Source organism: Brevundimonas sp. SH203 (genome assembly GCF_002157625.1).
Lineage (GTDB): Bacteria > Pseudomonadota > Alphaproteobacteria > Caulobacterales > Caulobacteraceae > Brevundimonas.
This window is the reverse complement of the sequence record NZ_BDMM01000002.1, coordinates 242134-266652: the sequence shown is the minus strand read 5'-3', so window position 1 is coordinate 266652 and position 24519 is coordinate 242134. Positions and strand designations below refer to the sequence as shown.

General features: G+C 69.0%; 28 protein-coding genes. 12 read left to right on the top strand and 16 right to left on the bottom strand.

The features are described 5' to 3' along the window. Positions 1-34 precede the first annotated feature (34 nt). From SH203_RS05210 to SH203_RS05190, 5 genes are all read right to left on the bottom strand, one after another. Complete coding sequence (locus SH203_RS05210; protein ID WP_087119803.1) at positions 35-553, bottom strand: F0F1 ATP synthase subunit B; 519 nt, start codon at positions 551-553, stop codon at positions 35-37. A gap of 1 nt (position 554) precedes the next feature. After that, positions 555-1160 (bottom strand): hypothetical protein, encoded by a 606-nt coding sequence (locus SH203_RS05205; protein WP_087120170.1) that lies wholly within the window; start codon positions 1158-1160, stop codon positions 555-557. A 75-nt stretch (positions 1161-1235) separates the two neighbouring features. After that, positions 1236-1460, bottom strand: a complete 225-nt coding sequence (locus tag SH203_RS05200) for a F0F1 ATP synthase subunit C (RefSeq protein ID WP_087119802.1) — start codon at positions 1458-1460, stop codon at positions 1236-1238. Positions 1461-1513: 53 nt separating this feature from the next. After that, the gene (locus SH203_RS05195; protein ID WP_087119801.1) at positions 1514-2305 is read right to left on the bottom strand and encodes a F0F1 ATP synthase subunit A; all 792 of its coding nucleotides are present in this window, start codon (positions 2303-2305) and stop codon (positions 1514-1516) included. A gap of 5 nt (positions 2306-2310) precedes the next feature. Next, complete coding sequence (locus SH203_RS05190) at positions 2311-2670, bottom strand: AtpZ/AtpI family protein (RefSeq protein ID WP_087119800.1); 360 nt, start codon at positions 2668-2670, stop codon at positions 2311-2313. Between the two features lie 248 nt (positions 2671-2918). On the opposite strand from SH203_RS05190, the gene ispH reads away from it, so the two are divergent. Together ispH and SH203_RS05180 are read left to right on the top strand one after the other, a co-directional pair. Further along, entirely contained in the window at positions 2919-3890 is a 972-nt protein-coding gene (ispH, locus tag SH203_RS05185; protein WP_087119799.1) for a 4-hydroxy-3-methylbut-2-enyl diphosphate reductase, read from the top strand. A gap of 65 nt (positions 3891-3955) precedes the next feature. Next, positions 3956-4201: a DUF333 domain-containing protein gene (locus SH203_RS05180; protein WP_234989390.1), complete on the top strand. Its 246-nt coding sequence runs from the start codon at positions 3956-3958 to the stop codon at positions 4199-4201. Positions 4202-4211: 10 nt separating this feature from the next. On the opposite strand, the gene SH203_RS05175 is transcribed toward SH203_RS05180, so the two are convergent. The 6 genes from SH203_RS05175 to SH203_RS05150 form a co-directional block, all read right to left on the bottom strand. Then, positions 4212-5819, bottom strand: coding sequence for a HAMP domain-containing sensor histidine kinase (locus SH203_RS05175; RefSeq protein ID WP_234989414.1), 1608 nt, complete (start codon positions 5817-5819; stop codon positions 4212-4214). 61 nt (positions 5820-5880) lie between these two features. Further along, positions 5881-6552, bottom strand: coding sequence for an SMC-Scp complex subunit ScpB (gene scpB / locus SH203_RS05170; protein WP_087119796.1), 672 nt, complete (start codon positions 6550-6552; stop codon positions 5881-5883). Positions 6553-6732: 180 nt separating this feature from the next. After that, on the bottom strand, positions 6733-7554 hold the full coding sequence (locus SH203_RS05165; protein WP_087119795.1) for a ScpA family protein: 822 nt from the start codon (positions 7552-7554) through the stop codon (positions 6733-6735). Between the two features lie 7 nt (positions 7555-7561). Next, positions 7562-8611: a beta-N-acetylhexosaminidase gene (gene nagZ, locus SH203_RS05160; RefSeq protein WP_087119794.1), complete on the bottom strand. Its 1050-nt coding sequence runs from the start codon at positions 8609-8611 to the stop codon at positions 7562-7564. Then, positions 8608-9387: an SPOR domain-containing protein gene (locus SH203_RS05155; protein WP_087119793.1), complete on the bottom strand. Its 780-nt coding sequence runs from the start codon at positions 9385-9387 to the stop codon at positions 8608-8610. Before SH203_RS05155 ends, nagZ begins: the two co-directional genes overlap by 4 nt. Positions 9388-9463: 76 nt before the next feature. Next, entirely contained in the window at positions 9464-10654 is a 1191-nt protein-coding gene (locus tag SH203_RS05150; RefSeq protein ID WP_087119792.1) for a deoxyguanosinetriphosphate triphosphohydrolase, read from the bottom strand. A gap of 142 nt (positions 10655-10796) precedes the next feature. Between SH203_RS05150 and erpA the strand changes: the two genes are divergently transcribed. Both erpA and SH203_RS05140 read left to right on the top strand, forming a co-directional pair. Beyond that, on the top strand, positions 10797-11114 hold the full coding sequence (erpA, locus tag SH203_RS05145; protein ID WP_200808835.1) for an iron-sulfur cluster insertion protein ErpA: 318 nt from the start codon (positions 10797-10799) through the stop codon (positions 11112-11114). Between the two features lie 84 nt (positions 11115-11198). Further along, on the top strand, positions 11199-12122 hold the full coding sequence (locus SH203_RS05140; protein ID WP_087119790.1) for an alpha/beta hydrolase: 924 nt from the start codon (positions 11199-11201) through the stop codon (positions 12120-12122). A gap of 25 nt (positions 12123-12147) precedes the next feature. Here the strand turns inward: SH203_RS05140 and SH203_RS05135 are convergent, their stop codons facing one another. Together SH203_RS05135 and SH203_RS05130 are read right to left on the bottom strand one after the other, a co-directional pair. Beyond that, complete coding sequence (locus tag SH203_RS05135) at positions 12148-12879, bottom strand: prephenate dehydrogenase/arogenate dehydrogenase family protein (RefSeq protein ID WP_087119789.1); 732 nt, start codon at positions 12877-12879, stop codon at positions 12148-12150. Positions 12880-13021: 142 nt separating this feature from the next. Next, on the bottom strand, positions 13022-14353 hold the full coding sequence (locus tag SH203_RS05130) for a dihydroorotase (protein ID WP_087119788.1): 1332 nt from the start codon (positions 14351-14353) through the stop codon (positions 13022-13024). Positions 14354-14558: 205 nt separating this feature from the next. Between SH203_RS05130 and SH203_RS05125 the strand changes: the two genes are divergently transcribed. Beyond that, on the top strand, positions 14559-15821 hold the full coding sequence (locus SH203_RS05125) for an EAL domain-containing protein (RefSeq protein WP_087119787.1): 1263 nt from the start codon (positions 14559-14561) through the stop codon (positions 15819-15821). A 215-nt stretch (positions 15822-16036) separates the two neighbouring features. Here the strand turns inward: SH203_RS05125 and SH203_RS05120 are convergent, their stop codons facing one another. Next, positions 16037-17002: a glycosyltransferase family 9 protein gene (locus SH203_RS05120; RefSeq protein ID WP_087119786.1), complete on the bottom strand. Its 966-nt coding sequence runs from the start codon at positions 17000-17002 to the stop codon at positions 16037-16039. An 86-nt stretch (positions 17003-17088) separates the two neighbouring features. On the opposite strand from SH203_RS05120, the gene SH203_RS05115 reads away from it, so the two are divergent. The 6 genes from SH203_RS05115 to SH203_RS05090 all read left to right on the top strand — a co-directional run bounded on the left by SH203_RS05115 (position 17089) and on the right by SH203_RS05090 (position 21191). Beyond that, positions 17089-17316: a hypothetical protein gene (locus SH203_RS05115; protein WP_087119785.1), complete on the top strand. Its 228-nt coding sequence runs from the start codon at positions 17089-17091 to the stop codon at positions 17314-17316. After that, positions 17313-17858: a hypothetical protein gene (locus SH203_RS05110; protein ID WP_087119784.1), complete on the top strand. Its 546-nt coding sequence runs from the start codon at positions 17313-17315 to the stop codon at positions 17856-17858. Before SH203_RS05115 ends, SH203_RS05110 begins: the two co-directional genes overlap by 4 nt. Before the next feature lie 30 nt (positions 17859-17888). Further along, entirely contained in the window at positions 17889-18692 is an 804-nt protein-coding gene (locus SH203_RS05105; protein WP_087119783.1) for a folate-binding protein YgfZ, read from the top strand. A 10-nt stretch (positions 18693-18702) separates the two neighbouring features. Next, positions 18703-19461 carry a 3-oxoacyl-ACP reductase gene (locus SH203_RS05100; protein WP_087119782.1) on the top strand — a complete coding sequence of 253 codons (759 nt, stop codon included), beginning with the start codon at positions 18703-18705 and terminating at the stop codon, positions 19459-19461. Between the two features lie 496 nt (positions 19462-19957). Then, the gene (locus SH203_RS05095; RefSeq protein WP_087119781.1) at positions 19958-20557 is read left to right on the top strand and encodes a DNA-3-methyladenine glycosylase I; all 600 of its coding nucleotides are present in this window, start codon (positions 19958-19960) and stop codon (positions 20555-20557) included. Beyond that, positions 20550-21191 (top strand): ribonuclease HII, encoded by a 642-nt coding sequence (locus tag SH203_RS05090; protein WP_087120169.1) that lies wholly within the window; start codon positions 20550-20552, stop codon positions 21189-21191. The genes SH203_RS05095 and SH203_RS05090 overlap by 8 nt, the downstream gene beginning before the upstream one ends. A 7-nt stretch (positions 21192-21198) precedes the next feature. Here the strand turns inward: SH203_RS05090 and SH203_RS05085 are convergent, their stop codons facing one another. Both SH203_RS05085 and SH203_RS05080 read right to left on the bottom strand, forming a co-directional pair. Beyond that, positions 21199-21564: a hypothetical protein gene (locus SH203_RS05085; protein WP_087119780.1), complete on the bottom strand. Its 366-nt coding sequence runs from the start codon at positions 21562-21564 to the stop codon at positions 21199-21201. 43 nt (positions 21565-21607) lie between these two features. Then, on the bottom strand, positions 21608-22648 hold the full coding sequence (locus SH203_RS05080; protein WP_087119779.1) for a DNA adenine methylase: 1041 nt from the start codon (positions 22646-22648) through the stop codon (positions 21608-21610). Positions 22649-22795: 147 nt separating this feature from the next. On the opposite strand from SH203_RS05080, the gene poxB reads away from it, so the two are divergent. Continuing rightward, positions 22796-24514 carry a ubiquinone-dependent pyruvate dehydrogenase gene (gene poxB, locus SH203_RS05075; protein ID WP_087119778.1) on the top strand — a complete coding sequence of 573 codons (1719 nt, stop codon included), beginning with the start codon at positions 22796-22798 and terminating at the stop codon, positions 24512-24514. Positions 24515-24519: the final 5 nt, after the last annotated feature.

Sequence of the window (24519 nt, the reverse complement as noted above, 5' to 3'; positions counted from 1 at the left end):
GGGCCTTGATGTGTCTGGGGCCGACCGGGCCGCCTCAGTTCAGGCGGTCGCCGATCTGGGCGATGGCGCCGTCCAGCAGCGGGTCCTTGACGCCCGAGGCCAGGCGCGCGGCCAGGATCTGTTCGGCGGATTTGGCGGCCAGATCGGCGGCGGCGGCCTTGACCTCGGCGGAGGCCTGGGCCTCGGCCTGGGCGATGCGGTTCTCGGCCATGGTCTGACGACGGGCCAGGGTTTCTTCCAGCTTGGCCTTGGTTTCGGCCTCCAGACGGCGGGCGTCGGCCTCGGCCTGGGCCAGCATGTCGGCGGCCTGGGCCTCGGCCTCGGCCTTCTCCTTGCGGATCTGGGCCAGCAGGGCCTCGGCCTCGGCGCGCAGGCGGGCGGCCTCGTCCAGATCGGCCTGAATCTTGGCGGCCTTGGCGTCCAGGGCGGCGGCGGCCATCTTGGGCACGCCGGCGACGACCAGGATGGCCAGGAAGATCAGCAGGCCGACGCCGACCCACAGTTCCGGGTTCGACAGGCTGTAGAAATGTTCGAATTCGAGGAAGGCGGGCATATTAGGCGGCTCCCTTGACCGCGGCGGCGGTTTCGGCGGCGGTCGGGGCCTTGCCGGTCAGGCGTTCGACCATGGCGGTCGCGGCGTCCGAGGCGATGATGGTGACATTGGCCATGGCGGCGTCGCGCGTCCGGGCGATGGCGGTCTCGGCCTCGGCGATGCGGGCGTTGACCACGGCCTCTTCAGCGGCCTGACGGGTGTTGGCCTCTTCGGTCACGCGGGCCTTGGCGGCGGCGGCGGTGGCGCGGGCGTCGGCGCGGGCCTTGGCGACCTCGGCCTGGGCTTCGGCGGCCTGGCCGGCGGCCTCGGCCTGGACCTGACGCGCGGTGGCCACGGCGTTGGAAATGGTGTCGGCGCGCTCGTCCATCACCTTGCGCATGCGCGGGGCGAAGATCTTGGCGACCAGCAGATACAGGACGAAGAACAGGATCAGCAGATAGACGATCTGTCCGACCCAGTGCTGGGTTTCGAATTGCGGCAGGCCGCCCGTCTGATGCTCGGCGGCGGCGTGAGCCGTGTTCTCGGGCACGTGTCCGGTCTGGACCGCGACAGAGGCGGCGTCTTCCACCGAAAGGACCGGCGGCGGGGCTGAAGAGTGAGCGGCCATGTTCATCCGTCGTGAAAACAGTCGCGGCGGCGCGGACCTTCAGCCCGCGCCGCCGCCGGTAGCAGGTTCAGGCGATCAGCCCAGCCAGGCCAGGATGCCCAGAACGAAGGCCAGGATGCCCAGGGCTTCGACCAGGGCGGCGCCGACGAACAGGTTGCCGACCTGGCTGGCGGCGGCCGACGGGTTGCGCAGGGCGCCCGCCAGGAAGTTGCCGAAGATGTTGCCCACGCCGATGGCCGAGCCGAGCATGCCCAGGGTGGCCAGGCCGATGCCGAAATACTTGAAGGAGGCGGCGTCCATGATGAAGTCCTATTCAGTCTTGGTTGGTTGGTTATTCGAACTGGAACCCGGCCTTAGTGGCCATGTCCCAGGTTGACCACATCGTTGAGATAGATGCTGGCCAGAACGGCGAAAACGAAGGCCTGGAGGAAGGCGACCAGGAACTCCAACGCGGTCAGTCCCACGACCATGCCCAGCGACAGGCCCGCGACCGGCAGACCCAGCAGGCCCAGTCCCCCGGCGGCGGCCAGGCCGCCCATCGACACCACGAAGCCGGCGAAGATCTTCAGCGCGATGTGGCCGCCCAGCATGTTGCCGAACAGACGCAGCGCCAGGGTGACGGGACGCAGCAGGAAGGACAGGAACTCGATCAGGCCCACGACCGGACGGATCGCCAGCGGCGCGCTGGTCGGCCAGAACAGCAGGAAGAAGCCCAGGCCGTGCTTGATGAAGCCGATGCCGATGACCAGCAGGATGGTGATCAGGGCGAAGGCGCCGGTGACGGCCAGCTGCGAGGTGGCGGTGAAGGTCAGGAACAGACCCAGCAGGTTCATGCCCAGGACCAGCAGGAAGATGGTCAGGACGAACGGGAAATATTTGCGGCCTTCGTGCCCGATGATCGAGCCGGTCACGCCGTCGATCAGGTCGAACATCTGCTCGCCGGCGGCCTGGACGCGGCCGGGCACGATCTTGGCGTTGGACGTGACCAGCGTCAGCAGGGCCACGACCACCACGAAGACGATGGTCATCGCCAGGTGCGAATTGGTGAAGGCCAGGCTGGTCTCGCCGACGATCGGCAGGTTGACCGTGCCGAAATCAAGCCCGTGCAGGGGCGTGACCTTGAACTGATGAATCGGATCGGCCATGGGCCTTATCGGTCCTCGTCTTCGTCGGCGTCGTCGAAGGGAACGGACTTCGCCACGACCCCCGCCGCCTTCGCCTGCGCCATCAGCCGGTTGGCTGTGCGACGCGCCATGTAAATCGACAGGGCGAAGCCCAGAAGGACCCCGCCGATGATGCCCCACGGGGTGATTCCGAGGAATCGGTCCGCGAGAAAGCCCAGCGCCAAGCCCACCAGAACCCCGCCGATCAGGTCGGCGATGATCTTGTAGGCCTCACCCGTCACCTTTTGGGCGGCGAGGTGAGCGGACTCTTGCTGAGCATTGCGCGCCTCAAGGGAGGATGCGCTTTCGTTGAGGCGTTTGATCGCCTCTTCGCGCGATTCCGTCATTGGGGACATGCCTGAACTGCTCGGCCCCGCACGACGTTCGAACGGGTCTGAATTCGGCGCGGAAACTAATCGTGAGCGGGCGACAGGTCAAGGCGTCGTGATCGACGCCTAAGTCTTTGCTGACGCTCGCTTTTCTTCGACCGGGAGCCAGCCGTGACGATGCGCCGCTGTCGCGACCGCCAGAATCCCGCCTCATCCGCGCCGCCGCGACATGGCGATGCGGGGTGGAAACGACTAGGTTCCGCGCCATGAACGCCCACGTCCCGCCGCCCGCCGCTCCGCTTCGTCCGATCTCGGTTCGTCTGGCGACGCCGCGCGGCTTCTGCGCCGGGGTGGACCGGGCGATCCAGATCGTCGAGCGGGCCATCGAGAAATACGGCGCCCCGGTCTATGTGCGCCACGAGATCGTCCACAACCGCCATGTGGTCGAGCGGTTGAAGGCCATGGGCGCCGTCTTCGTCAAGGAGCTGGACGAATGCCCGGACGACCGGCCGGTCGTCTTTTCGGCCCACGGCGTGCCCAAGTCGGTGCCCGCCAGCGCCCGCGCGCGCGAACTGCTGTTCCTGGACGCCACCTGCCCCCTGGTCTCCAAGGTCCATGTCGAGGCCGAGCGTCATCACGCCGCTGGCCGCCACATCGTCCTGATCGGCCATGCGGGCCACCCGGAGGTGATCGGCACGATGGGACAGTTGCCTTCCGGCGCCATCACCCTGATCGAGACCGAGGAGGATGCGGAGCGATTCGAACGGCCCGGCGACGCGCCTCTCGCCTACGCCACCCAGACCACCTTGTCGGTGGACGACACCGCCGGCATATTGAAGGTGCTGAAGCGCCGCTTTCCCGAACTGCCCGATCCGCACAAGGAAGACATCTGCTACGCCACCACCAATCGTCAGGACGCGGTCAAGGCGCTGGGCGAGGGCTGCGAACTGGTGCTGGTGGTCGGGTCCAAAAACTCGTCCAACTCGGCCCGGCTGGTCGAGGTGGCGATGCGCGCGGGCGCCCGCGCCGCCTATCTGGTCGACGACGCCTCCCAGGTCGACTGGGCCTGGTTCGACGGGGTGGATGCAGTCGGCGTCACCGCCGGCGCCTCGGCCCCCGAACCTCTGATCGCGGCCCTGGTCGACGCCATCCGCGCCCGGTTCGACGCCACGGTGACGGAGGACGCCGGCGCGCGCGAGACCGTGACCTTCAAACTGCCGCGCCTGCTGACCGCCTGAACGGCCGGATGTCGGACGGCGCCGTTGCGTGATAGGCTGGGCACTTCTCTGATCGGATGAACGCCATGATCAAACTCGCCCTGTCGGTCGCCCTGCCCCTCGCCGCTCTGGCCGCCTGCGCCCAGCCCGCCCAGCCGACGCCGAAGCCCATCGGCATGCCCAATCCGGCCTCGAAATACTGCGTCGACAGCGGCGGACGGCTCGAAATCGTCACGGGCGCGGACGGTGGCCAGTCGGGCATGTGCCACCTGCCCGACGGTCGCGTGATCGAGGAATGGGCGCTGTTCAGAAGCGCCCACCCGCGCTCCTGACCTCCAGGCGTCAGGCCCGCGCCAGCGGCAGGGGCGCGCGGAAAAGGCTGCCGACGCCCGGCGTGGACACCACCTCGATCCGGCCGCCCATCAGCACCGCCAGACCGTGGGCGGCGGTCAGCCCCAGCCCCAGCCCCTCGGCGGCGCGGGTGCTGCTCTCGTCGCCCTGGGTGAAGGCGTCGAACAGGCGCGTCACCGCGTCGGGCGTCATGCCCGGCCCGGTGTCCTCGACCTCCAGCACCAGATCGTCGCCGGCCAGGGCGCGCAGCGTCACCCGGCCCGTTCGGGTGAAGCGCACGGCGTTGTCGGTCAGGGCCGCCAGCATCTTTTCGATGTGAACGGGGTCGCCCAGCCATTCGCCCTCGACCGCCTCGACCTCAAGGACCAGCCCTCTGGTCGCCGCCGCGCCCTCGAAATCGTGGGCGACCCGCTGCAACAGGTTGTCGATGCGGAAGGGCCGCGTCTCCAGCATCACCGCCCCGTCGCGCAATCGCACCACGTCCAGCAGTTCCTCGACCAGACGCAACTGCTGGCGGCCCGAGGCCTTCAGGATTTCCAGCCGCTCACGTTGCTGCGGCGTGATGGCGTCTGCGCCGATCACCTCGGCCATGCCCAGGACGCCGTTCAGGGGGGTGCGAAGTTCGTGGCTGACGTTGGACAGGAACCGGGTCTTGGCCTGATTGGCCGCCTCCGCCTTGTCCAGCGCCGCCGACAGGGCCGCCTCGGAGGCCCGAAGCCGACGGATGTCCTGCGCCACCCGCCAGAGCAGGGCCCCGCCGCACGCCAGCATCAGGATCAGCAGCGCCAGCAGGAACGGCCCGGCCTGACGCAGGATGTCCGCGCCCGGTCGCTCCGGCGTCCAGACGATCCGCCCCAGCAGGACGCCGTTCGGATCGCGGATGTCCACCGCCGCGCGTCCCTTCGGCGGCGGCGCATCGCCCACGGAAAAGGTCGGGTCGACCAAGCCGAGACGGTCGTGAATCTGCGGAATGATGGTGTCGAACCGCTTGAACGACGCCACCGCTGGGTCCGAGGCGGGAACCGATCCTTTCAGGGTGTGGCGCACGACGGTCGAGGTTCCCATCAGATAGACGGTCCCCTCCACCTTCACGACGGCGGGTTTCAGCGTCACGGCGTCCAGCGCCACGGTCGAACGGTCTCGTCCGGCGGCCGTCGCCCTCAGGGCGTCAACGATGGGGCGGGCGGAGCGGGCGAAGGGATCGGCGGCGTCGGCGCCGGCGGCCTCGCCGTTCTTCGAGACGCGGAACAGCTTGCCCGCGTCGTCATAGCCAAGGGTGACGGGCAGCTTGCTTTGCGCCTCGTAATATCCGCCCAGATGCCGGTCCCACCAGGCCATGTCGCCGCCGCCGGTCATATGGTCGACCGCGTCGTCCCAGACCGAGGCCGTGGTCAGATCCTCGCCGATGGACTGCAGGGCGCGCGCGACGCGACGTTCGACCAGCTCGTGTTCCTTGGCGGCCTGATGGGCGTCGATCGCCTGGCTGACCACCGCCAGGACGCCGATCATTCCCGCCATGGACCCGATCAGCAGGACCGCCGCGATTCGGAACGCGACCCAGGCCTGGGAGCCGGATTTCGAAGCAACGCCACTGGACATGATCAAGCGCTAGCATCCGCCCGATAAGACAAGATGAACGCCTGGCCCCGCGCGGCGCGGATCAGCGGTCGTCGTTGACGAAATCCTGGGCGAACTCGGGCGCGTCGTCGTCCAACGGCAGGGTTCCGTCCTCGTCGTCCGCCTCGGACGCGCGGGTCGGGTCCGGCACCTCGAAGCCGACCGGCAGCGACAGGTCCAGCAGACCCGCCGCCTTCATCTCCTGAACCCCCGGCAGGTCGTACAGGGTCGCCAGGCCGAAATGCTCCAGGAACCGATCCGTGGTCGCATAGGTCACGGGTCGCCCCGGCGTGCGCCTGCGCCCACGCAGCCGCACGAACCCCATCTCCAGCAACAGATCCAGCGTGCCCTTGGAGATCGACACCCCGCGCACGCTCTCGATCTCGGCGCGGGTGACGGGCTGGTGATAGGCGATGATGGCCAGGGTCTCCAGCGCGGCCTTGGACAGGCGGCGCGGCTCCTCGCGCTCCTGGGTCATCATGAAGGCCAGGTCCGGCGCGGTGCGGAAGCGCCAGCGGTCGGCGACGCACTCCAGCTCCACCCCCCGCCCCTCGTAACGGGCGCGAAGCCCCGCGATGGCGCGCGCGACATTGCAGTTCTCGGGCAGGCGGGCGGCGATCTCGGCGGCGGTCAGCGGCCCGGCGGCGGCGAACAGCAGGGCCTCCACCCGCCGCTCGATCTCGGCCTCGTCGGGCTGAAAGGACAGGTCAGACATAGAACCACCCGCTCATCCCATCCTCCATGCCCCCAGTCCCGTCATCGTCGCCCGACACCTCGTCATCCTCGCCCTTGTGGCGAGGATCCATACTCCCGGTCTTTCCAACTGTGCATCCATGCCAGGCAGCGGGCGTATGGATACTAGGGACAAGCCCTAGGATGACGGACTGTGGGTCGCTCACGGCGTCAGTTCCAGCGGCTGCCCCGACCCGCGCCGTTTCAGATACAGGTCGGCGAACGCCTGAGCCTGTCGAATATCCATCGCCCCCTCCTTCACCAGCTCCAGACTGGCCGACAGGGTCGAGGCCGTATAGCTGGCCTGGCTGGGGCCGTCCTCATCCTCCCGCTGCGGCGCGACCTGATCCAGCGGGGTCCAGTCGGCCAGTTTGGGCATGATCTCCCTCAGCCAGTCGCGGGCGGCCTCCAGCTGGAAGGCCTCGACCCGCTGGCCCGGCGCATAACGCCGCGCCTCTTCGCGGCGGCGCTGCACCACATAGGCGCTCATCAGCTCGTACAGGCTGGCGTCGATCCGGTCGGACGGCACGATCACCGTCGCCTCCGGGTCGCCGCGCGTGAAGACGTCGCGCTTCAGCTGCGGCCGGGCCATCAGCTGTTCGACCGCCTTTCGCATCGCCTCCAGCTTCTGCAGGCGGAAGGCCAGGGCGGCGGCCATCTCCTCGGCGGGCGGCTCCTCGGCCTTGCCCTTGTCGGTGCGCGGCAGCAGCAGGCGCGACTTCAGATAGGCCAGCCACGACGCCATCACCAGATAGTCGGCCGCCAGGGCGAAGTTGCGCCGCCGCGCCTCATGCACGAAGGCCAGATACTGTTCCGCCAGCTGGGTGATCGACAGTTTCAGCAGGTCGACCTTCTGGTTCCGCGCCAGGGCCAGAAGGACGTGCAGCGGCCCCTCGTAACCGTCCAGATCGACGACGAAGGCCTCGCGGTCCTCGACCTCGGCGACGGCGGTGAAGTCCAGATTGGGCTGGAAGGCGTCGGTCATGCGGCGGCTAGGCCTGCGCCTCCCCCACGTCCGGGCCCCTGGCGACATCCATCCGCCCGCCCATCGCCTCGAAGAACCGCCGATGATCGGCCGCGGCGTCCAATGGTTCGGGCGCGCACACGATCCGCGCCAGCGCCGCCTCCGCCCGCGCCCTGGCCCGGCCCTTCAGCTTTCCGGTCGCCTCGGCCACCGCCTGCATCTCGATCAGATCGCCATTGCAGTGCAGGACCACGTCGCACCCGGCCTTCAGCGACCGATGCGCCCGTTCGCCCAGCGATCCGCTCAGCGCCTGCATCGACAGGTCGTCGGTCAGGATCAGGCCGGAAAAGCCCAGATGCTCTCGCATCGTTCGCACCGCCTTTTTCGACTGCGTCGCCGGTCGTTTGGGGTCCAGGGCGGTGAAGACGATGTGCGCCGTCATCGCCATCGGCATGTCCGACATCGCCTTGAACGGCGCGAAGTCCCAGCCGTCCAGCGTCTCGAAATCGGCATGGACCGTCGGCAGATCCCTGTGGCTGTCGGCGAAGGCCCGGCCGTGGCCCGGCATATGTTTGATGCAGGGCAGCACCCCGCCCGCCAGCAGGCCCTCGGCCGCCGCCCGCCCCAGCAGGGCCACGGTTTGCGGATCGCGGCCGTAGGCCCGGTCGCCGACGATGTCGTGTGCGCCCGGAACCGGCACGTCCAGCACGGGCAGCAGATCGACGGTGATTCCGACCTCGCGCAGGTCGTGGGCCATCAGCCGCGCGGCCAGCCGCGCCAGGTCGCGCGCGCCGTGCAGGTCTTCGGCGGCCTTCAGATAGGCGTCGCCCGGCGGATATTTGGGCCAGTGCGGCGGCCCCATCCGCTGGACCCGCCCGCCCTCCTGATCAATCAGGATCGGCGCGTCGGCGTCGCCGACGGCGGCGCGCAGTTCGTCGGTCAGCGCCCGCAGCTGATCCGGCGTGTCGATGTTGCGCCGGAACAGGATGAAGCCCCACGGCCGCGCCCTGGCGAAGAAGGCGCGTTCGTCCTCCGTCAGCCGATGGCCGGCGCAGCCGTAGAGGGCGGCGGACGTCACCGAACGATGCAGTCCCGACCCGCCGCCTTCAGCGCGTTGCAGAAGGCCGTAGCCCGCTCGCGCGACAGGCCCGAGAAGGCGGTGCGGTAAAGCGTCGATCCGCCCGAGGTCGTCACCTCGGTCACGCGCTTCTCGGCGCCCGACGCATATTGGCCGAAGCGGCTGGCGACGGCGGCGTATTCGCGGTCGGCGATCTGGGTCGAGGAGAAGGCGCCGATCTGGACCGAGGCCGAGCCGCTCGTCGCGGCCGGGGCCTTGGTCGTCGGCGCGGCGACGGGTGCGGGCGTCGGCGTCGTGGGACGCGGCGTCGCGGGGGCCGCCGTCACGGGCTTGGCGGGCGCCAACCCCTGTCCGGTCGGCGCGACGGGCGCCGGCGCGGTCGGACGCGGCTGGGGCGTCTCGGGCGGCGGGGTGAAGGTCACGGGCGCGTCCGTGGTCTCGGTCTCGTCGCGATAGACGCGCACCCCGGCGGCCGGATCGATCGGCTGGGCGTCGATGGGCGGGGCGGTCTTCATCTCGCCCACGGGCTGGCCCACCGCCGGCGGGGCGTCGGTCGAGGCGCGCATGCCCGAACGATAGAAGAAGATCACCGCCACGATCAGCAGCAGCAGGATCACCGCGCTGACGATCAGCGTCACCGGCGGCGCCTTGCCCCCGCCGGAACCGACATTGCGGCCGCCGCGCGGATCATAGCTGTTGCGACGGAACGGCAGGTCGTCGTCGGTGGGGGGGGTGTAGGCGCCCCGGCCCGGCTTGTTGTCGTCGTCGAATGACATGGTCGCGCTCCGCCGTCTGTCCGGCGCGAATCAAGCGCCGAACGTCCACTCTACGCCCCCGCGTCCGTCTTTCGAATCACAGATCGAGCGCGAGGTCGAGGCTGAACAATTTCTGGTGGACTTCTATCGCATAGCGGTCGGTCATGCCGGCGATGTAGTCGCAGACGGCGCGCGCCCGCCGGGTGCGGTCCTGGGTCAGGGCGGGCGTGCCCCATTCCGGCGGCATCACCTCCGGCTCGGCCATGAACAGTTCGAACAGTTGCGACAGCACCCGTCGCGCCTGGCTGCGGGTGCGGTTGACGCGGTAATGGCGATACATCCGCTCGAACAGGAACTTCCTCAGGATCGCCAGATCGGCGTGCATGGCGGCCGAAAAGTCGACCATGGTCCGTCTGGCGACGCGCACGTCCTCGGTCGTGACGATCCGATCCTGTTCCAGCCGCGATTGCGTTTCGGCCAGCACGTCCTCGACCATCACGCCGATCATCCGGCGCACGGCCTCGATCCGCAGCATCCGCTCGTCGATCAGGGGCCAGTCGCGCCGCGCCTCGGCCAGCATCGGCCCGATCAGCGGCACGTCGTACAGGTCCGCCAGGGTGAACAGCCCCGCCTGCACCCCGTCGTCCACGTCGTGGTTGTTATAGGCGATGTCGTCGGCGATGGCCGCGCACTGGGCCTCCAGCGAGGCGAAGGTGTCCAGCCGAAGGTCCCAGCCCGCCTCGCCGCCAACTGCATAGGGCCGCACCACCGACCAGGCCGGCTCCTCCAGCCGGTGCGACACCGGGCCGTTGTGCTTGACGACGCCCTCGACCGTCTCCCAACTCAGGTTCAGCCCGTCGAACTGCGGATAGCGGTTCTCCAGCTCGGTCACGACGCGGAAGCTCTGGACGTTGTGGTCGAAGCCGCCATAGCCGGCCATCTGCACCACCAGCTCGTCCTCGCCCGCATGGGCGAACGGCGGATGGCCCAGGTCGTGGGCCAGGGCGATGGTCTCGGCCAGATCGTCGTCCAGCCGCAGCGCATGGGCCAGCGACCGCGCGATCTGGGCCACCTCCAGCGAATGGGTCAGGCGGGTGCGGTAATGGTCGCCCTCGTGCGCCACGAATACCTGGGTCTTCTCCTTCAGTCGCCGGAACGCCGTCGCATGGATGATGCGGTCGCGGTCGCGCGCGAAGGCGGTGCGGGTGCGGCTGGGCGGCTCGAAGAAGCGGCGCCCCTGCGTCTGGCTGGCCCGTTCGGCGTAGGTGGCGAGTTCGATCTGGCTCACGTCGTCAACTTTGAAGCGGCTTTGATGCGGGCGGCCCTTTGCGAACGCCCGCCCGCGCCTCATATAGACAGCCGTGAGCACCGTCCAATCCACAGAACCGTCCACACCCGTCTTCGCCGTCGCCGCGCGCGCGCCGGAGGGCATCGTCCTGGCCCCCAGCGCCGCCAGACGCCTGGCCAAGCTGGGCGCGGCCGAGGGCCGGACGCTGATGCTGCGCGTCGCGGTGGACGGCGGCGGCTGTTCGGGCTTCCAGTATCGGTTCGAACTGGTCGAAACGGCCCAGGACGACGACCTCCGCATCGCCTGCGACGGCCAGACCGCCCTGATCGACCCCGTCTCGGTCCCCTTTCTGAAGAACGCCGAGATCGCCTACGTCGACGAACTGGCCGGCGCCCAGTTCGTGGTCAGGAACCCCAACGCCGCCTCCAGCTGCGGCTGCGGCGTCAGCTTCTCGATCTGATCTTGGCGCCATCTGGCGTCCGGGGACGAACTCTGCACTAGATGGCGAGAGAAGCTTGTCGCCTGATCGCCTTGCGGGGTTCCCATGCTGAATATCGCCCTGACGGCGGCCCTTCTGGCCGCCCCGGTCTCCACCGAGATCGCCCTGCCGGCCCAACCGGCGGCTTTGCATGGAACCCTGTTGACGCCGCCTGACGCCTCGGCCGTGGCGGTCATCCTGCCCGGCTCAGGCCCCACGGATCGCGATGGGAACAGTCCGATGGGCGTCAAGGCCGGAACCTATCGGTTGCTGGCCGAGGGGCTGGCGGATCAAGGCGTCGCCACGCTGCGGATCGACAAGCGCGGCATCGCCGCCAGCGCCGCCGCCGGGCCGACCGAGGCCGATCTGCGGTTCGACGCCTATGCCGCCGACGCCCGCGCCTGGGCCGCCGAGGCCGCCGCGCGCGCCGGCAAGCCCTGCGCCTGGCTGATCGGCCATAGCGAAGGCGCCCTGGTCGCCCTGAAGGCGGTCGCGGGCGGAGGCGACAAGATTTGCGGCCTGATCCTGCTGTCCGGCGCCGGCCGCCCGGCGAGCGCGGTGCTGCGCGAACAGCTGGAAGCCAACCTGCCCGAGCCGATAAAGACCCAGGCCCTCGCCGTGCTGACCGAGCTTGAGGCCGGCCGCACCGTCGCCGACACGCCGCCCGCGCTGGCGACCCTGTTCCGCCCGTCGGTCCAGCCCTATCTGATCTCGTGGCTGCCGCTGGACCCCGCCGCCCTGCTCGCCGCCTATGACGGCCCGGTCTTCATCGGCCAGGGGACCACCGACCTCCAGATCCGCGTCGCGGACGCCCAGGCCTTAGCCGCCGCAGACCCCAAGGCGACGCTGAAACTCTGGCCCGACGTCAACCACGTCCTGAAGACCGCTCCCGCCGACCGCGCCGCCAACCTGACCACCTACGCCGACCCGGCCCTGCCGCTGACGCCGGGCGTGGCGGAGGATGTGGGGGCGTTCATCCGCTCGCACTGATCCGTCCGCGTCCCGCGCGAAGAGATCAGTCCAGCATCCCCCGCGCCTCGTCCGCCAGGGCGAAGAACCGTTCGCGCACCTCGGCGGCGAAGGGGTTGTCGCGTTCGATGGCGCGGAAGACGGCGGGGCTGTCGTGGCGGACCATGTCGACGGCCTGCATCAGGCGGTCGAAGCTGGCGGTGGTCATGCGGGTGGGCAAAGGCTCCATGGCGATCAGGACGCGGGCGATCAGATGGGTCAGGCCCTGAACGACGGCCGCCTCCCGGTCGTGATCCTCGGGGCTGACCAGAAACACCTTCAGCCTCAGGGCGCGGCGGCAGAAGGCGGCGACGCGGCGGGCGTCCGCGCCCTGTCGCACCGGGCAGACGGCGATCCGCAGGCCCGCGATGCCGTCCTTGCCGCTCTGGGGGCCGAACAGGGGGTGGGCGCCGACGATCCGCACGCGGGGCGGCAGAATCCGGTCCATCAGACGGGCGGGCTTCACCTTCACCGATCCCACGTCGATGACCAGGGCGTCGGGCCTCAGATGCGGGCGGATGGCGGTCAACGTCGCCTCCAGCGCCTCGACCGGCACGGCCAGCACCACCGTCGGACAGGCGGCGGCGGTCGCCAGATCGGTCAGGGTCGCCGCCCCCTCCCCGTCCGTCGCCGCCGGATCATGGGCCAGGATGTCGAACCCCGGCGACAAATGCCGCGCCGTCAGCCGCCCGAAGGCGCCGTAGCCGATCAGGCCGAGTTGCTCCCGACCTTTCGTCACCCTCGGGCTCGTCCCGAGGGCCCACGGCGGACGCCCCACGAACCGCGACGCGGAGGCGACAGCGCATCACCCTCCGTCACCGTATGCGCGGAACGGTGGCCCCTCGGGACAAGCCCGAGGGTGACGGGTTTTATTTGGTTGCTCACAGCGTCTCCATGAACCGCACCGGCCGTCCGTGCGCCGATCCGATCAGTTCGCCGTCCTGCATCACCACCCGCCCGCGCACGATGGTCGCCATCGGCCAGCCGGTCGCCTCCACCCCGTCGAACGGGGTCCAGCCGCAGCGTGTCGCCTGCTGGTCGTGGGTGATCGTCCGTTTCGCCTTCAGGTCCACGATGGTCAGGTCGGCGTCGTAGCTGACGGCCATCCGCCCCTTGTTCGCCGTGCCGAACACCCGCTGCGCCCCCGCCGAGGTCAGATCGATGAACCGCTCCAGCGACAGCCGCCCATTGGCCACGTGCGTCAGCATCAGCGGCACCAGAGTCTGCACCCCCGGCATGCCGGACGGAGAGGCCGGATAGGGTTTGGCCTTTTCTTCCTTCGTATGCGGCGCGTGATCGGACCCCAGCACGTCCGCCACCCCCTGCTGCATCCCCCACAGCCACAGGGCGTCCACATGCTCCTGCGACCGGATCGGCGGGTTCATCTGGGCGTAGCTGCCCAGCCGCTGATAGGCTTCCGGTCCGACCAAGGTCAGGTGCTGGGGCGTGATCTCGACGGTGGCGACATCCTTGTGGAAGCGCAGATACTCCATCTCGTCCTTGGTCGTGACGTGCAGCACGTGGATGCGCGCGCCTGTCTCCTTGGCCAGTCCGACCAGGCGCCGGGTCGAGCGGATGGCGCTTTCGGCGTCGCGCACCTCCGGGTGGCTGGTCCAGTCGCCGGTGCGGGCCAGGCCCCGCCGCTCGACCAGCCGGTATTCGTCCTCGGAGTGGAAGGTGGCCCGGCGGCGCACGTTGGACAGGACCTTCCTCACCCCCTCGTCGTCGGCGATCAGCAGGTCGCCGGTCGAGGCGCCCATGAAGACCTTGACCCCGCAACAGCCGGGCAACCGCTCCAGATCGCCCAGATAGTCCGCATTCTCATGCGTGCCGCCGATATAGAAGGCGTGATCCGTCCACATCCGGTCCTTCGCCCGCGCCAGCTTGTCGGCCATGGTGTCGGGATCGGTGGTGTTGGGATTGGTGTTCGGCATTTCGAACACGGCGACGACGCCGCCCAGGGCCGCCGCGCGGCTGCCCGTCTCCAGATCCTCCTTCCACTCCAGCCCCGGCTCGCGGAAATGAACCTGGGTGTCGATGACGCCGGGCAGCACCGTCAGGCCCGTCGCGTCGAACGTCTCGCCCGCCGAGGCCTGAGACAGGTCGCCGATGAAGGCGATCTTGCCGTCGATCACGCCGACGTCGGCCCTGCCGCGCCCGGCGTGATTGGCCACCTCGCCGCCCCGGACGATCAGGTCATAGGTCTGGGTCATGCGGCGGCGTTCCTGCGGAATGAAGACGCCACCTTACTATATCCCCGCTCCGCCCCGCGAAAGCGAAGACCGGCCGTCTCGGTTCAAATGGACGCACGGTCCCCGCCGGCGGATGGCCGGGGCAACCGTCACCGTATTTTAAATAATCGTCGCCACGCTCTGGTCTTCTGCACTCCACGGGCCTGCTTTCGGAGGACGGCGCGCTGTGATTCCGAAACCTCAAGACGCACCGGACCCCGCAGGCGTCGACACGGTCGGCGACCCGCTCCGCCTGGCCCTGACGGACGGCGTGGAGAAGATGGTCAGCGCGGTTCGCGGCCATCTCGACATGGACGTCGCCTTCGTCTCCGAATTCGTCGGTGAAGACAGGGTGTTCCGCCATGTCGCCTCCCGGAACGGCCGGTCGCCCATCGCCAGGGGCGACACGGCTCCGCTGACGACCGGCTATTGCAAGAAGATCATCGATGGGGCGTTGCCGCAACTGATCCCCGACACCGCGGCGGTCCCGGCCGCCATGGCGATTCCCGAAACCCACGCTGTGCCGATCGGCGCGCACATCAGCGTGCCTCTGCGCCTGTCGGACGGGCGCGTTTACGGCACCTTCTGCTGTTTCAGCTTCAACGCCGACGTGTCGCTGAACGAGCGCGACCTGAAGATGATGCGGGCCTTCGCCGAGCTGATCTCCATTCAGATCGACGGCGACGTCGACCGGATGCAGGCGCGCAAGGCCAAGGTCGAACGCCTGACCTCGGCCCTGGCCGCCGGTCAGCCGACCATGGTGTATCAGCCGGTCTTTCGCCTGTCGGATCGATCCGTCGACGGGGCCGAGGCGCTGGCGCGCTTTCAGATCGAGCCGGTGCGGTCGCCCGACCAATGGTTCGCCGAGGCGGCCGAGAACGGCCTCAGGACGCAGCTTGAGCTTCAGGCCGTCGCCAATGCGATCACAGGATTCGAGAGGCTGTTCTCCGAAACCGCCGCCTGCCTCAAGGTCAATGTCTCGCCCCAGACCATGATGGACGACGATGTCGCCTCGGTGCTGGCGGCGGCGCCGGCGACGCGGCTGGTGCTGGAAATCACCGAACACGAACACGTCGAGGACTATCCGGCGCTGTTGCAGGCGCTGGAGCCGCTACGGGAACGGGGCGTCCGCGTCGCAGTGGATGACGCCGGCGCCGGCTACGCCAGCCTGCGCCACATCCTGAATCTCAGGCCCGACATCATCAAGCTGGACATCAGCCTGACGCAGAGCATCAACACCGACCCGCTGAAACACGCCCTGGCGCGGGCGCTGATCTCTTTCGCCGAGGAGATCGGCAGCCGGGTCATCGCCGAGGGGATCGAGACGGCGGAGGAGCTGGACGCGCTGCATCGCCTCGGGGTCCATTCCGGTCAGGGTTATTTCCTGGGCCGCCCGATGCCCCCCGGCGCGCTGATCGACCTGGTGAAACAGGGTTCCGGCCGGGTCTAGGGTCGATCAACATACGTGAAGACAGGTGTCTCGGCTCGTCCTTCCGGGGCTGAGCGCAGCGAAGAACCCGGACCCGAAGGGCGGCGCGTAGCAGCCAACCCAGGGCCACGGTCGCGCTGTTGAACGCATCCAACGCCTGCTGCTCGCCTCCTGGGTTCCGGGTTCGTCCTTCGGACGCCCCGGAATGACGGTCAGGGGCTGAATGTCGATCAACCCTAGTCCCGCGCGGCCAGCACCTTCATCGCCGTCTTCAGCACCCGTTCCCACGGCAGGTCCATCATGTGCTGGATCGCCTGGTTCAGCCGCGGGTCCAGGGTCTTGAATTCCTGATAGCTGCGCGGCCCGCGCACGGCCTGGCCCTTCCACGGCCCGCGCGTCGTCTCGTCCGAGGGGCCGAAGACGGCGATGGTGGGCACGCCCGCCGCCACGGCCAAATGCGTCCAGATCGAATCCGCCCCGAGATAAAGCACGGACTGGGAGATCGCCGCCGCCGTCTGCAGCCGCGTCAGCCTGCCCTGCAGCTCGATAACCCGCGCGCGCGGCACGGCATAGCGGATGGTGTGGGCCGCCTCGCGGTCCACCTCCTCGCCCACGATCATCAGCCGCCCGCCCGCCAGCGGCCCGTCGTCGGCCAGCAGCTTGGTCGCCACCTTGGCGTAGCGTTCGGCCGGCCAGCGTTTGCCCATCCATTCCACGCCCGGCCCGACCGCCAGGATCGGCCCGTCCCCGCCCGTGGTCGGGAACAGCGCCTTCGCCTCGTCCAGCGTCTGGTCGGAGAAGAACAGGCGCGGGGCCGGCGTCTCCTCCGGCTCCAGCTTCAGCACCGCCGCCGCCGCCTCGACCGCGTGCAGGCCCTCCGGCGTCCTGCCGCGCACCGCCCGCCGTTCGCGCCGCAGCTTGCCCGACAGGTCCGAGCCGCGCATGTCCACGATCAGGCCCCATTTGGTCCCGCGCACCTGGTTCCACAGGGCGATCCATTCGAAATGGCCCTCGCGCTCCAGAACGATGGTCTTGGCCAGGCGCGGCGTGTCGGCGAACAGGGGCGCGGAGGCGGCCGATCCGACGATGGTGAACACCGCCTGCGGCAGGCTGTCGACCAGATGCGCCAGCACGCCGGACGACAGGATCGCGTCCTCGGCGTCCGCCTCGGCGATGTACAGGATGGGAAACCGCCCGATCATGACGTGTGGAATACAGGGATTCTATCGCAGGTTCAGCGCCAAACGACTGTTTCCACAGGCGGACGTCCTGCGTTACAGCGACGCGGATGAACCAGCCGCCCTCCACGCCCGATCCCGCAGCCGTCGCCGCCCTCGAACGCTTCAAGGCCCAGCGCGTCACGGCGATCTATCGGCTGGACCTGATCGCCAAGGGGGCCGTGATTTCCTACGAGGACGGCACGCCGGTCGACATGGCCTCCGAAAAGGCCCGGCTGGAACAGATGGTCGCCGACATGGACCGCCGCATCGCCCAGCTTGAACGAACCCTGGTGTGAGCCTTCCCCTTCTCCCCGACCGGACCTGCGGCGGCTGCGTCGAATGCTGCCGGGTCATTCCGCTGGACCTGCCCGAACTGGCCAAGCCGACCGGCGAACTGTGCGCCTATTGCGTCGACGGGGCGGGCTGTTCGGTTCACGCGGTTCGTCCCGACACCTGCCGCATCTGGTTCTGCCTGTGGCGGGTGATCGAACTGGACGAGGCGTGGCGGCCGGATCGCAGCGGCGTCATCGTGCGCCCGGACGGGATCGAGGACGGGATCATCACCCTCTATGTCCTGCGCCGCTCGGATTTCCTGGCCTCAGTCGATCTGTTCGTCACCGTCGCCGGCTGGATCGCCGAGGGGATCGAGGTCGCGCTCAGCATTCCCGGCCCGGTCGGAACCTATCCGGCCCGCGCCGTCGTCACCGACTGGCTGCGTCCCGCGATCGAGGACGGCGACCCGCAGGATTTCGTGACCCGCGTGATCCGCTCGCTCGACACCCTGGCCGAACACGACTTCCAGCCCGACGGCGTCACAGCGCGTTACGCGGTGGTTTGAGAAACGCTCTCACCCCCCTATCTACCCGCCATGCCCATCGCCCGCCTCTCCAGCCGCGCCCTGATCTCGATCACCGGCGATGACGCCAGACCCTTCCTGCACAACCTGCTGACCCAGGACGTCGAGACGCTGACCGACGGCGAGCTGCGATTCGGCGCCCTTCTGTCCCCGCCCGGCCGGCTGCTGTTCGACCTGTTCATCCTGGGTCAGGGCGACGGGGTGCTGCTGGACGTCGCCGCCGACCGCCGCGACGCCCTGGTCCAGCGGCTGTCGATATACAGACTGCGCGCGAGGGTCGAGGTCGCCGCCGACGACCGGCCCGTCTTCGCCGCCTGGCCCGAGACGCCGGCCGGCTTCATCCCCGATCCGCGCACGCCCCTAATGGGCGGCCGTCTGTATGGCGAGGCGACGGCCGACGCGGTTCAGGCCGACTATGACGCCCACCGCCTGTCCGTCGGCCTGCCCGATCCCACGGCCGACGCGCCGCAGGACAAGACCTATCCGATCGAGGCGGATTTCGACCTGCTGAACGGCATCGACTTCCACAAGGGCTGTTTCGTCGGCCAGGAGACGACCTCGCGCATGAAGCGACGGGGCGCGATCAAGAACCGGATGCTGCCGCTGGACTTCGACGGCCCGCCCCCCGCCTTCGGCGCCGAGGTGCTGAAGGGCGACCTGCGCGCGGGCGAGGTGCTGTCGGGTCGCGACGGTTCGGTCATGGCCCTGCTGCGGATCGACCGGCTCGACGGCGACCTGACCGTGGACGGCCGCCCGGTGCGCTTGCGTAAACCCGCCTGGATGGGCGAGGACGTTCTCCCTTCCTCCGACGCATGAGACCCGCCCCATGAACCTCGCCGATCAGATCGTCCTCGTCACCGGCGGCGCGCGCGGCGTCGGCGCCGCCTCAGTCCGCGCCTTCGCCCGCGAGGGCGCCCGTGTCGTCATCAATTGGCGCAACAGCGGCGAGGCGGCGAACGCCCTGGCGGCCGAGATCGGCGACCGCGCCCTCGCCCTTCAGGCCGACGTGACCGACCGCGCCGCCGTGGACGCCATGGTCGCCGCCGCGCAGGGCCATTTCGGCGCCTCCGTCTCCACCGTCGTCAACAACGCCCTGGACTACAGCTTCAACGGCGACGCCCGGTCCCAGATGACCGCCATCGGCTGGGACGAGATGGACCGTCAGTTCTCGACCGTCGTGCGCGGCGCCCTGAACCTGATCCAGGCGACGGCGCCCGGCATGGCGGCGGGCCGGTTCGGCCGCATCGTCAACATCGGCACCAACCTGTTCCAGAATCCGGTCGTGCCCTATCACGACTATACCGCCGCCAAGGCCGCGCTTCTGTCCCTGACCCGCACCGCCGCCGGCGACCTCGGCCCCGACGGGATCACCGTCAACATGGTCTCGGGCGGCCTGCTTCGCACCACCGACGCCAGCGCCGCCACGCCCGAGGCCGTGTTCGACCTGATCGCCGGCATGACGCCGCTCCGTTCCGTCACCACCCCCGAAGAGTTCGCCGACGCCGTCCTGTTCTTCGCCAGCCCGTGGAGCCGCGCCGTGACCGGCCAGAATCTGGTCGTGGACGGCGGACTGGTTCGGGACTGAGGCCTCCTTCTTAATCGTCATCCTCCGGCGAGCGGAGCGAGACCGGGGGACCCAGCGGCGCCGAAGGCGAAATCCATCCGCCCCACGATGTTGAAAGACCCGTTCCGCGACAGGTTCGCGCTCACGCGCGCCGCTGGGTCCCCCGGCCTGAGCCGCAGGCGGCTTGCCGGAGGATGACGAAAGAGGGAACGAAGGCCGCCAAACATCCTTTTTCGGACTAGTTTTCGTTCTGATCTCAACGCCTTAACGACAACCAGCGTCAATCGACCCACCGCACCTCCTAACGCGCCTACAATGCGAGTTTCACCGCGGAGGCCCCGTCACGTCGAACGAACACCCAGCCCGAATTGCACTTTGCACCTTTTTCAACGGTGCAGTGCAATTTCGCCCCGCCCCCGATTTCAGACAGTTCAGACGATTCAGACGGTGTTTTTTTCGCCGCCCCATCCCGAACCCCGCCCTTCCCTCGACCGGAACAGACGGGCAACATAAGCCCATGACCGATTCACACGCCGACGGCCGCTGCGGCTGGTGCGGGACCACGGACCCGCTCTACATCGCCTATCACGACGCCGAATGGGGCGTGCCGGAACGCGATCCCCGCGCCCTGTGGGAGAAGCTGATCCTGGACGGGTTTCAGGCCGGTCTGGCCTGGATCACCATTCTGAAAAAGCGCGAGGGCATCCGCGACGCCTTCGACGGTTTCGACCCCGAGATCGTCGCCCGCTATGGCGAGGACGACATCCAGCGCCTGCTGAACGATCCTCGCATCATCCGCTCGCGCGCCAAGATCAACGCCGCCATCCGGGGCGCCCAGATCTGGCTGGAGATGCGCGACAACGGCGAGGACTTCTCCGAATGGCTGTGGTCCTTCGTCGGCGGCGAACCGATCCAGACCGACTGGGCCGATTACCGCGACGCCCCGGTCAAGACCGAACAGTCCGAGGCCATGGCCAAGGCCCTGAAGAAGCGCGGCTTCAACTTCTGCGGCCCGGTGATCGTCTATGCCTTCATGCAGGCCGTCGGCATGGTCAACGACCATCAGAACACCTGCTTCCGTCACGCCCAGGTTCGTGCGATGGCGGGCCATGGCTAAAGCCCCCGCAAATCCGAAAGCCTTCCCGACCCTGGCGCTGGAAACCCTGCTGATCCAGCGCGTCAACGGTCCTGTCTGCGGCGTGGACGAGGCCGGGCGCGGGCCGTGGGCGGGGCCGGTGTCGGCGGCGGCGGTGATCCTGAACCCCGACGACCTGCCGCCCGGCATCGACGACTCCAAGGCCCTGACCGAAAAGCGCCGCGCCGCGCTTGAGCCGGAGATCAAGGCCCGCGCCGTCGCCTGGGGCGTCGGCTTCGCCTCGGTGGAAGAGATCGAGGACCTGAACATCCTGCACGCCACCGGGCTGGCCATGTGCCGCGCCATCGAGGCGCTGCAGGTCCAGCCGGTGGCGGCCCTGGTCGACGGCAACTATCGGTTCAAGCTGCCGTGCGAGATCCAGACGGTGGTGGGCGGCGACGGCCTGTCCCTGTCCATCGCGGCGGCCTCCGTCCTGGCCAAGACGGCGCGGGATCGGCTGATGATCGAACTGGACGCCCAATACCCCGGCTACGGCTTCGCCCGCCACAAGGGTTATAACGCCCCCATCCACCAGAACGCCTTGAAAACGCTCGGTCCCTGCCCGGCGCATCGCCGCAGCTGGTCGCCGATCCGCGCCCTGTTGCAGGAGGCCTGACGCCGCCTCAGATGTGCATGAAGCCGCCCAGCAGCGCGCCCAGCAGGGCCGCCACGGCCGCCCCCGCCACCATCATCATCCAGCGCGGCGGCGGCGCCAGTTCCAGCTCCAGGTCCATGGGCTCCACCGCCGTCGGCGCCTCGGCCGGACGGCTGTAGCGGGCGGCGTTGTGGGTGAAGGTCGGGCGGCCGTCGATCGGCGGCGCGGCCCAGCCCCAGTCCGCCCCGACGACGCGCGGGGCATCCGCCCTGGGCGCCCACGAGCGGGCCTCGGCCGGTGCGATCCGACCGCCCCCGCCGAGCATGTCGGCGTCCGCCTTGGGCTTGATGCGGGCGATGTCGGCGCGGGGTTCCATATCTGCCGAACGGCGCATCGCGATTCGCGTTCCAGCAGAGCCGTCGTTGTTTTTGCTGGGCTTATGCGGCGACCGGCAGGGCCACCGGCCGATCCGTGACCACGAACAGCTGCTCCACGTTCCTCAGCCGCCCGACCTGTCCGACCTTCTCGCCCCTGGGATTATGGATGCCGATGCGCGCCCCGACATAGCGGGGATGGGCCACCTCGATCACCTGCACATGGCCGCGCGCCGACAGCATCTCGACCAGCTCGGCCCGGCTCAGATAGCCCTCGTCGTTGAAGCTGACGATCAGGTTCGGCGCCCTGACCCGCTCGATCACCGACCGCAGGGCCGGGCCGATGCCGGGGCGGCTGTTGAAGGGGCTCTTGCGCGTCTTCACGTCCACCCGCTTGTTGGCCACCCCATAGGTCTCGGGCCGGTCCCACAGCACCAGACTCTCCCAGCAATGGTAGTTGGCCAGATAGGAATGCTGGTTGTAGGGCGGGTCCAGATAGACCAGGTCCGCCTCCACCTGATCGGCGATCTCGACCGCATCCCCCTGCGTCGCCCGGCAGGCGCCGCCCGTTGCGGCCGGGACCAGATCGGGCGTCCTCAGCACCAGCGGCTTCAGCGCGCGCGGCGCCCACTGCTTCATATAGGCCATCTGAACCCCGGCGGTGGAGTCGACCCGATCCGCCGCCTCCATCAGGCTGACCAGGGCGATAGCCTTCAGTTCCGGCTCCAGCCCCATCGCCTCGATCCGGTCGCGCACCGCGTCGATGCGCGCGCCGTTGTCGGGGTGGAAGTAGCGGGCGTCGCGGCAGAAGGCCTGGGTGAACCAGCCCGCCCGGGGCGAGACGGCCCTCAGTTCGGCCAGCACGGCCTCGGCCCGGTCGATCCACCGCTCCCGATCCGCCTGGACATAGGTGGTCGCCAGGACGTGAGCATAGGCGTTCACGTCGTTCGACCAGACCTGAAACCCCTGTTTCTTCAGCGCATGGCCGACCCGCGCCGTGCCCGAGAACAGGTCGCACACCCGCCCGCCGTCGGGCAGGACGCCGGCGATCGCCCCCGTCACATGGCCCAGCAGGGCGCGCTTGGAGCCGATGTATTTGATCATGCCGCAGCCCGAGTCATCGCCGCACCATAGCGGCTTCGCTGCGGCGCGACAGACGCAGGCAGCCGAATGGCGTCCCACGCATTGTTAAGCTGGGCCGGACGCCTCGCTCCGGTCGTCGAAAACAGCAGACCTACCGGGAATATCATTATGGCGATGACCGTCGCGGACCTTGTGGCCAAGACGCTGGCTGCGGCCGGGGTGAAGCGTATCTGGGGCGTCACGGGCGACAGCCTGAACGGCCTGAACGACAGCCTGCGCCGCTTCGACCAGATCGAATGGATGCACGTCCGCCACGAGGAGACCGCCGCCTTCGCCGCCGGGGCCGAGGCGGCCGTGACGGGCGATCTGGCCGTCTGCGCCGGCAGCTGCGGGCCGGGCAATCTGCATCTGATCAACGGCCTTTACGACTGCCATCGCAACCGGGTTCCGGTCCTGGCCATCGCCGCCCACATCCCGTCGTCCGAGATCGGCCTGGGCTATTTCCAGGAGACTCATCCGCAGGAGCTGTTCCGCGAGTGCAGCGACTTCTGCGAGCTGGTGTCCAACCCGGCCCAGTTCCCCGGCGTCCTGGCCCGCGCCCTGAACACGGCGGTCGGCAAGGGCGGGGTGGCGGTGATCGTCCTGCCCGGCGACGTGGCCCTGGCCCGCGCGCCCGACGGCGCCTCGCCCGACTGGACCGCGCCCGCCCGTCCCCGCATCGCCCCCGCCGTCGCCGACGTGACGCGCGCCGCCCAGCTGCTGAACGGGGCCGAAAAGGTCGCCATCCTGGCCGGCAGCGGCTGCGCCGGCGCCCACGACCAGGTCCTGGCCCTGGCCGAGGCGCTTCAGGCCCCCGTCGTCCACGCCCTGCGCGGCAAGGAGCATGTCGAATGGGACAATCCCTATGACGTGGGCATGACCGGCCTGATCGGCTTCTCATCCGGCTATCACGCCCTGATGAACTGCGACGCCCTGGTCATGCTGGGGACCGACTTCCCCTATCGCAACTTCTATCCGGCGGACGCCAGGATCATCCAGATCGACCGCGATCCGTCGGCCCTGGGCAAACGCGCCCATCTGGCGCAGGGGATCGTCGGCGACGTGGCCGAGACCGTGCCCGCCCTGATCCCGCACCTGAAGGCGGATCGCTCGTCGCGCTTCCTCGACGCCGCCCGCAAACACTATGCCGAGGCGCGAAAGGGTCTGGACGAACTGGCCCGCCCCGCCCCCGCCGACCGGCCCATCCATCCGCAATATCTGACCGCCGTAATCGACCGACTGGCCGCCCCGGACGCCGTCTTCACCGCCGACGTCGGCACCCCGACCGTCTGGGCCGCCCGCTATCTGACCATGAACGGCCGGCGACGGTTGCTGGGGTCGTTCAACCACGGCTCCATGGCCAATGCGATGCTTCAGGGCATCGGCGCCCAGGCCTCGGCGCCGGGCCGTCAGGTGATCTCCCTGTCCGGCGACGGCGGCTTCACCATGATGATGGGCGACTTCATCAGCCTGTCGCAGCTGGGCCTGCCGCTGAAGGTCGTGGTCTATAACAACGGCTCGCTGGGCTTCGTAGCGATGGAGATGAAAGCGGCAGGCTTCCTCGATGTCGGCACCGACCTGAAGAACCCCGACTTCGCCGCCATGGCCCAGGCGATGGGGATCAAGAGCTTCCGCGTCGAGGCCTCGGATCAGGTCGAGGATGCGGTGGCCCAGGCCCTGGCCCACCCCGGCCCCGCCCTGGTCGATGTCGTCACCGCCGGCCAGGAACTCGTCATCCCGCCGAAGATCAAGAAGGAACAGGCCAAGGGCTTCAGCCTGTTCATGCTGAAGGCCATCATGAACGGTCGCGGCGACGAGGTGCTGGAACTGGCCCGCACCAATCTGTGAGCCTC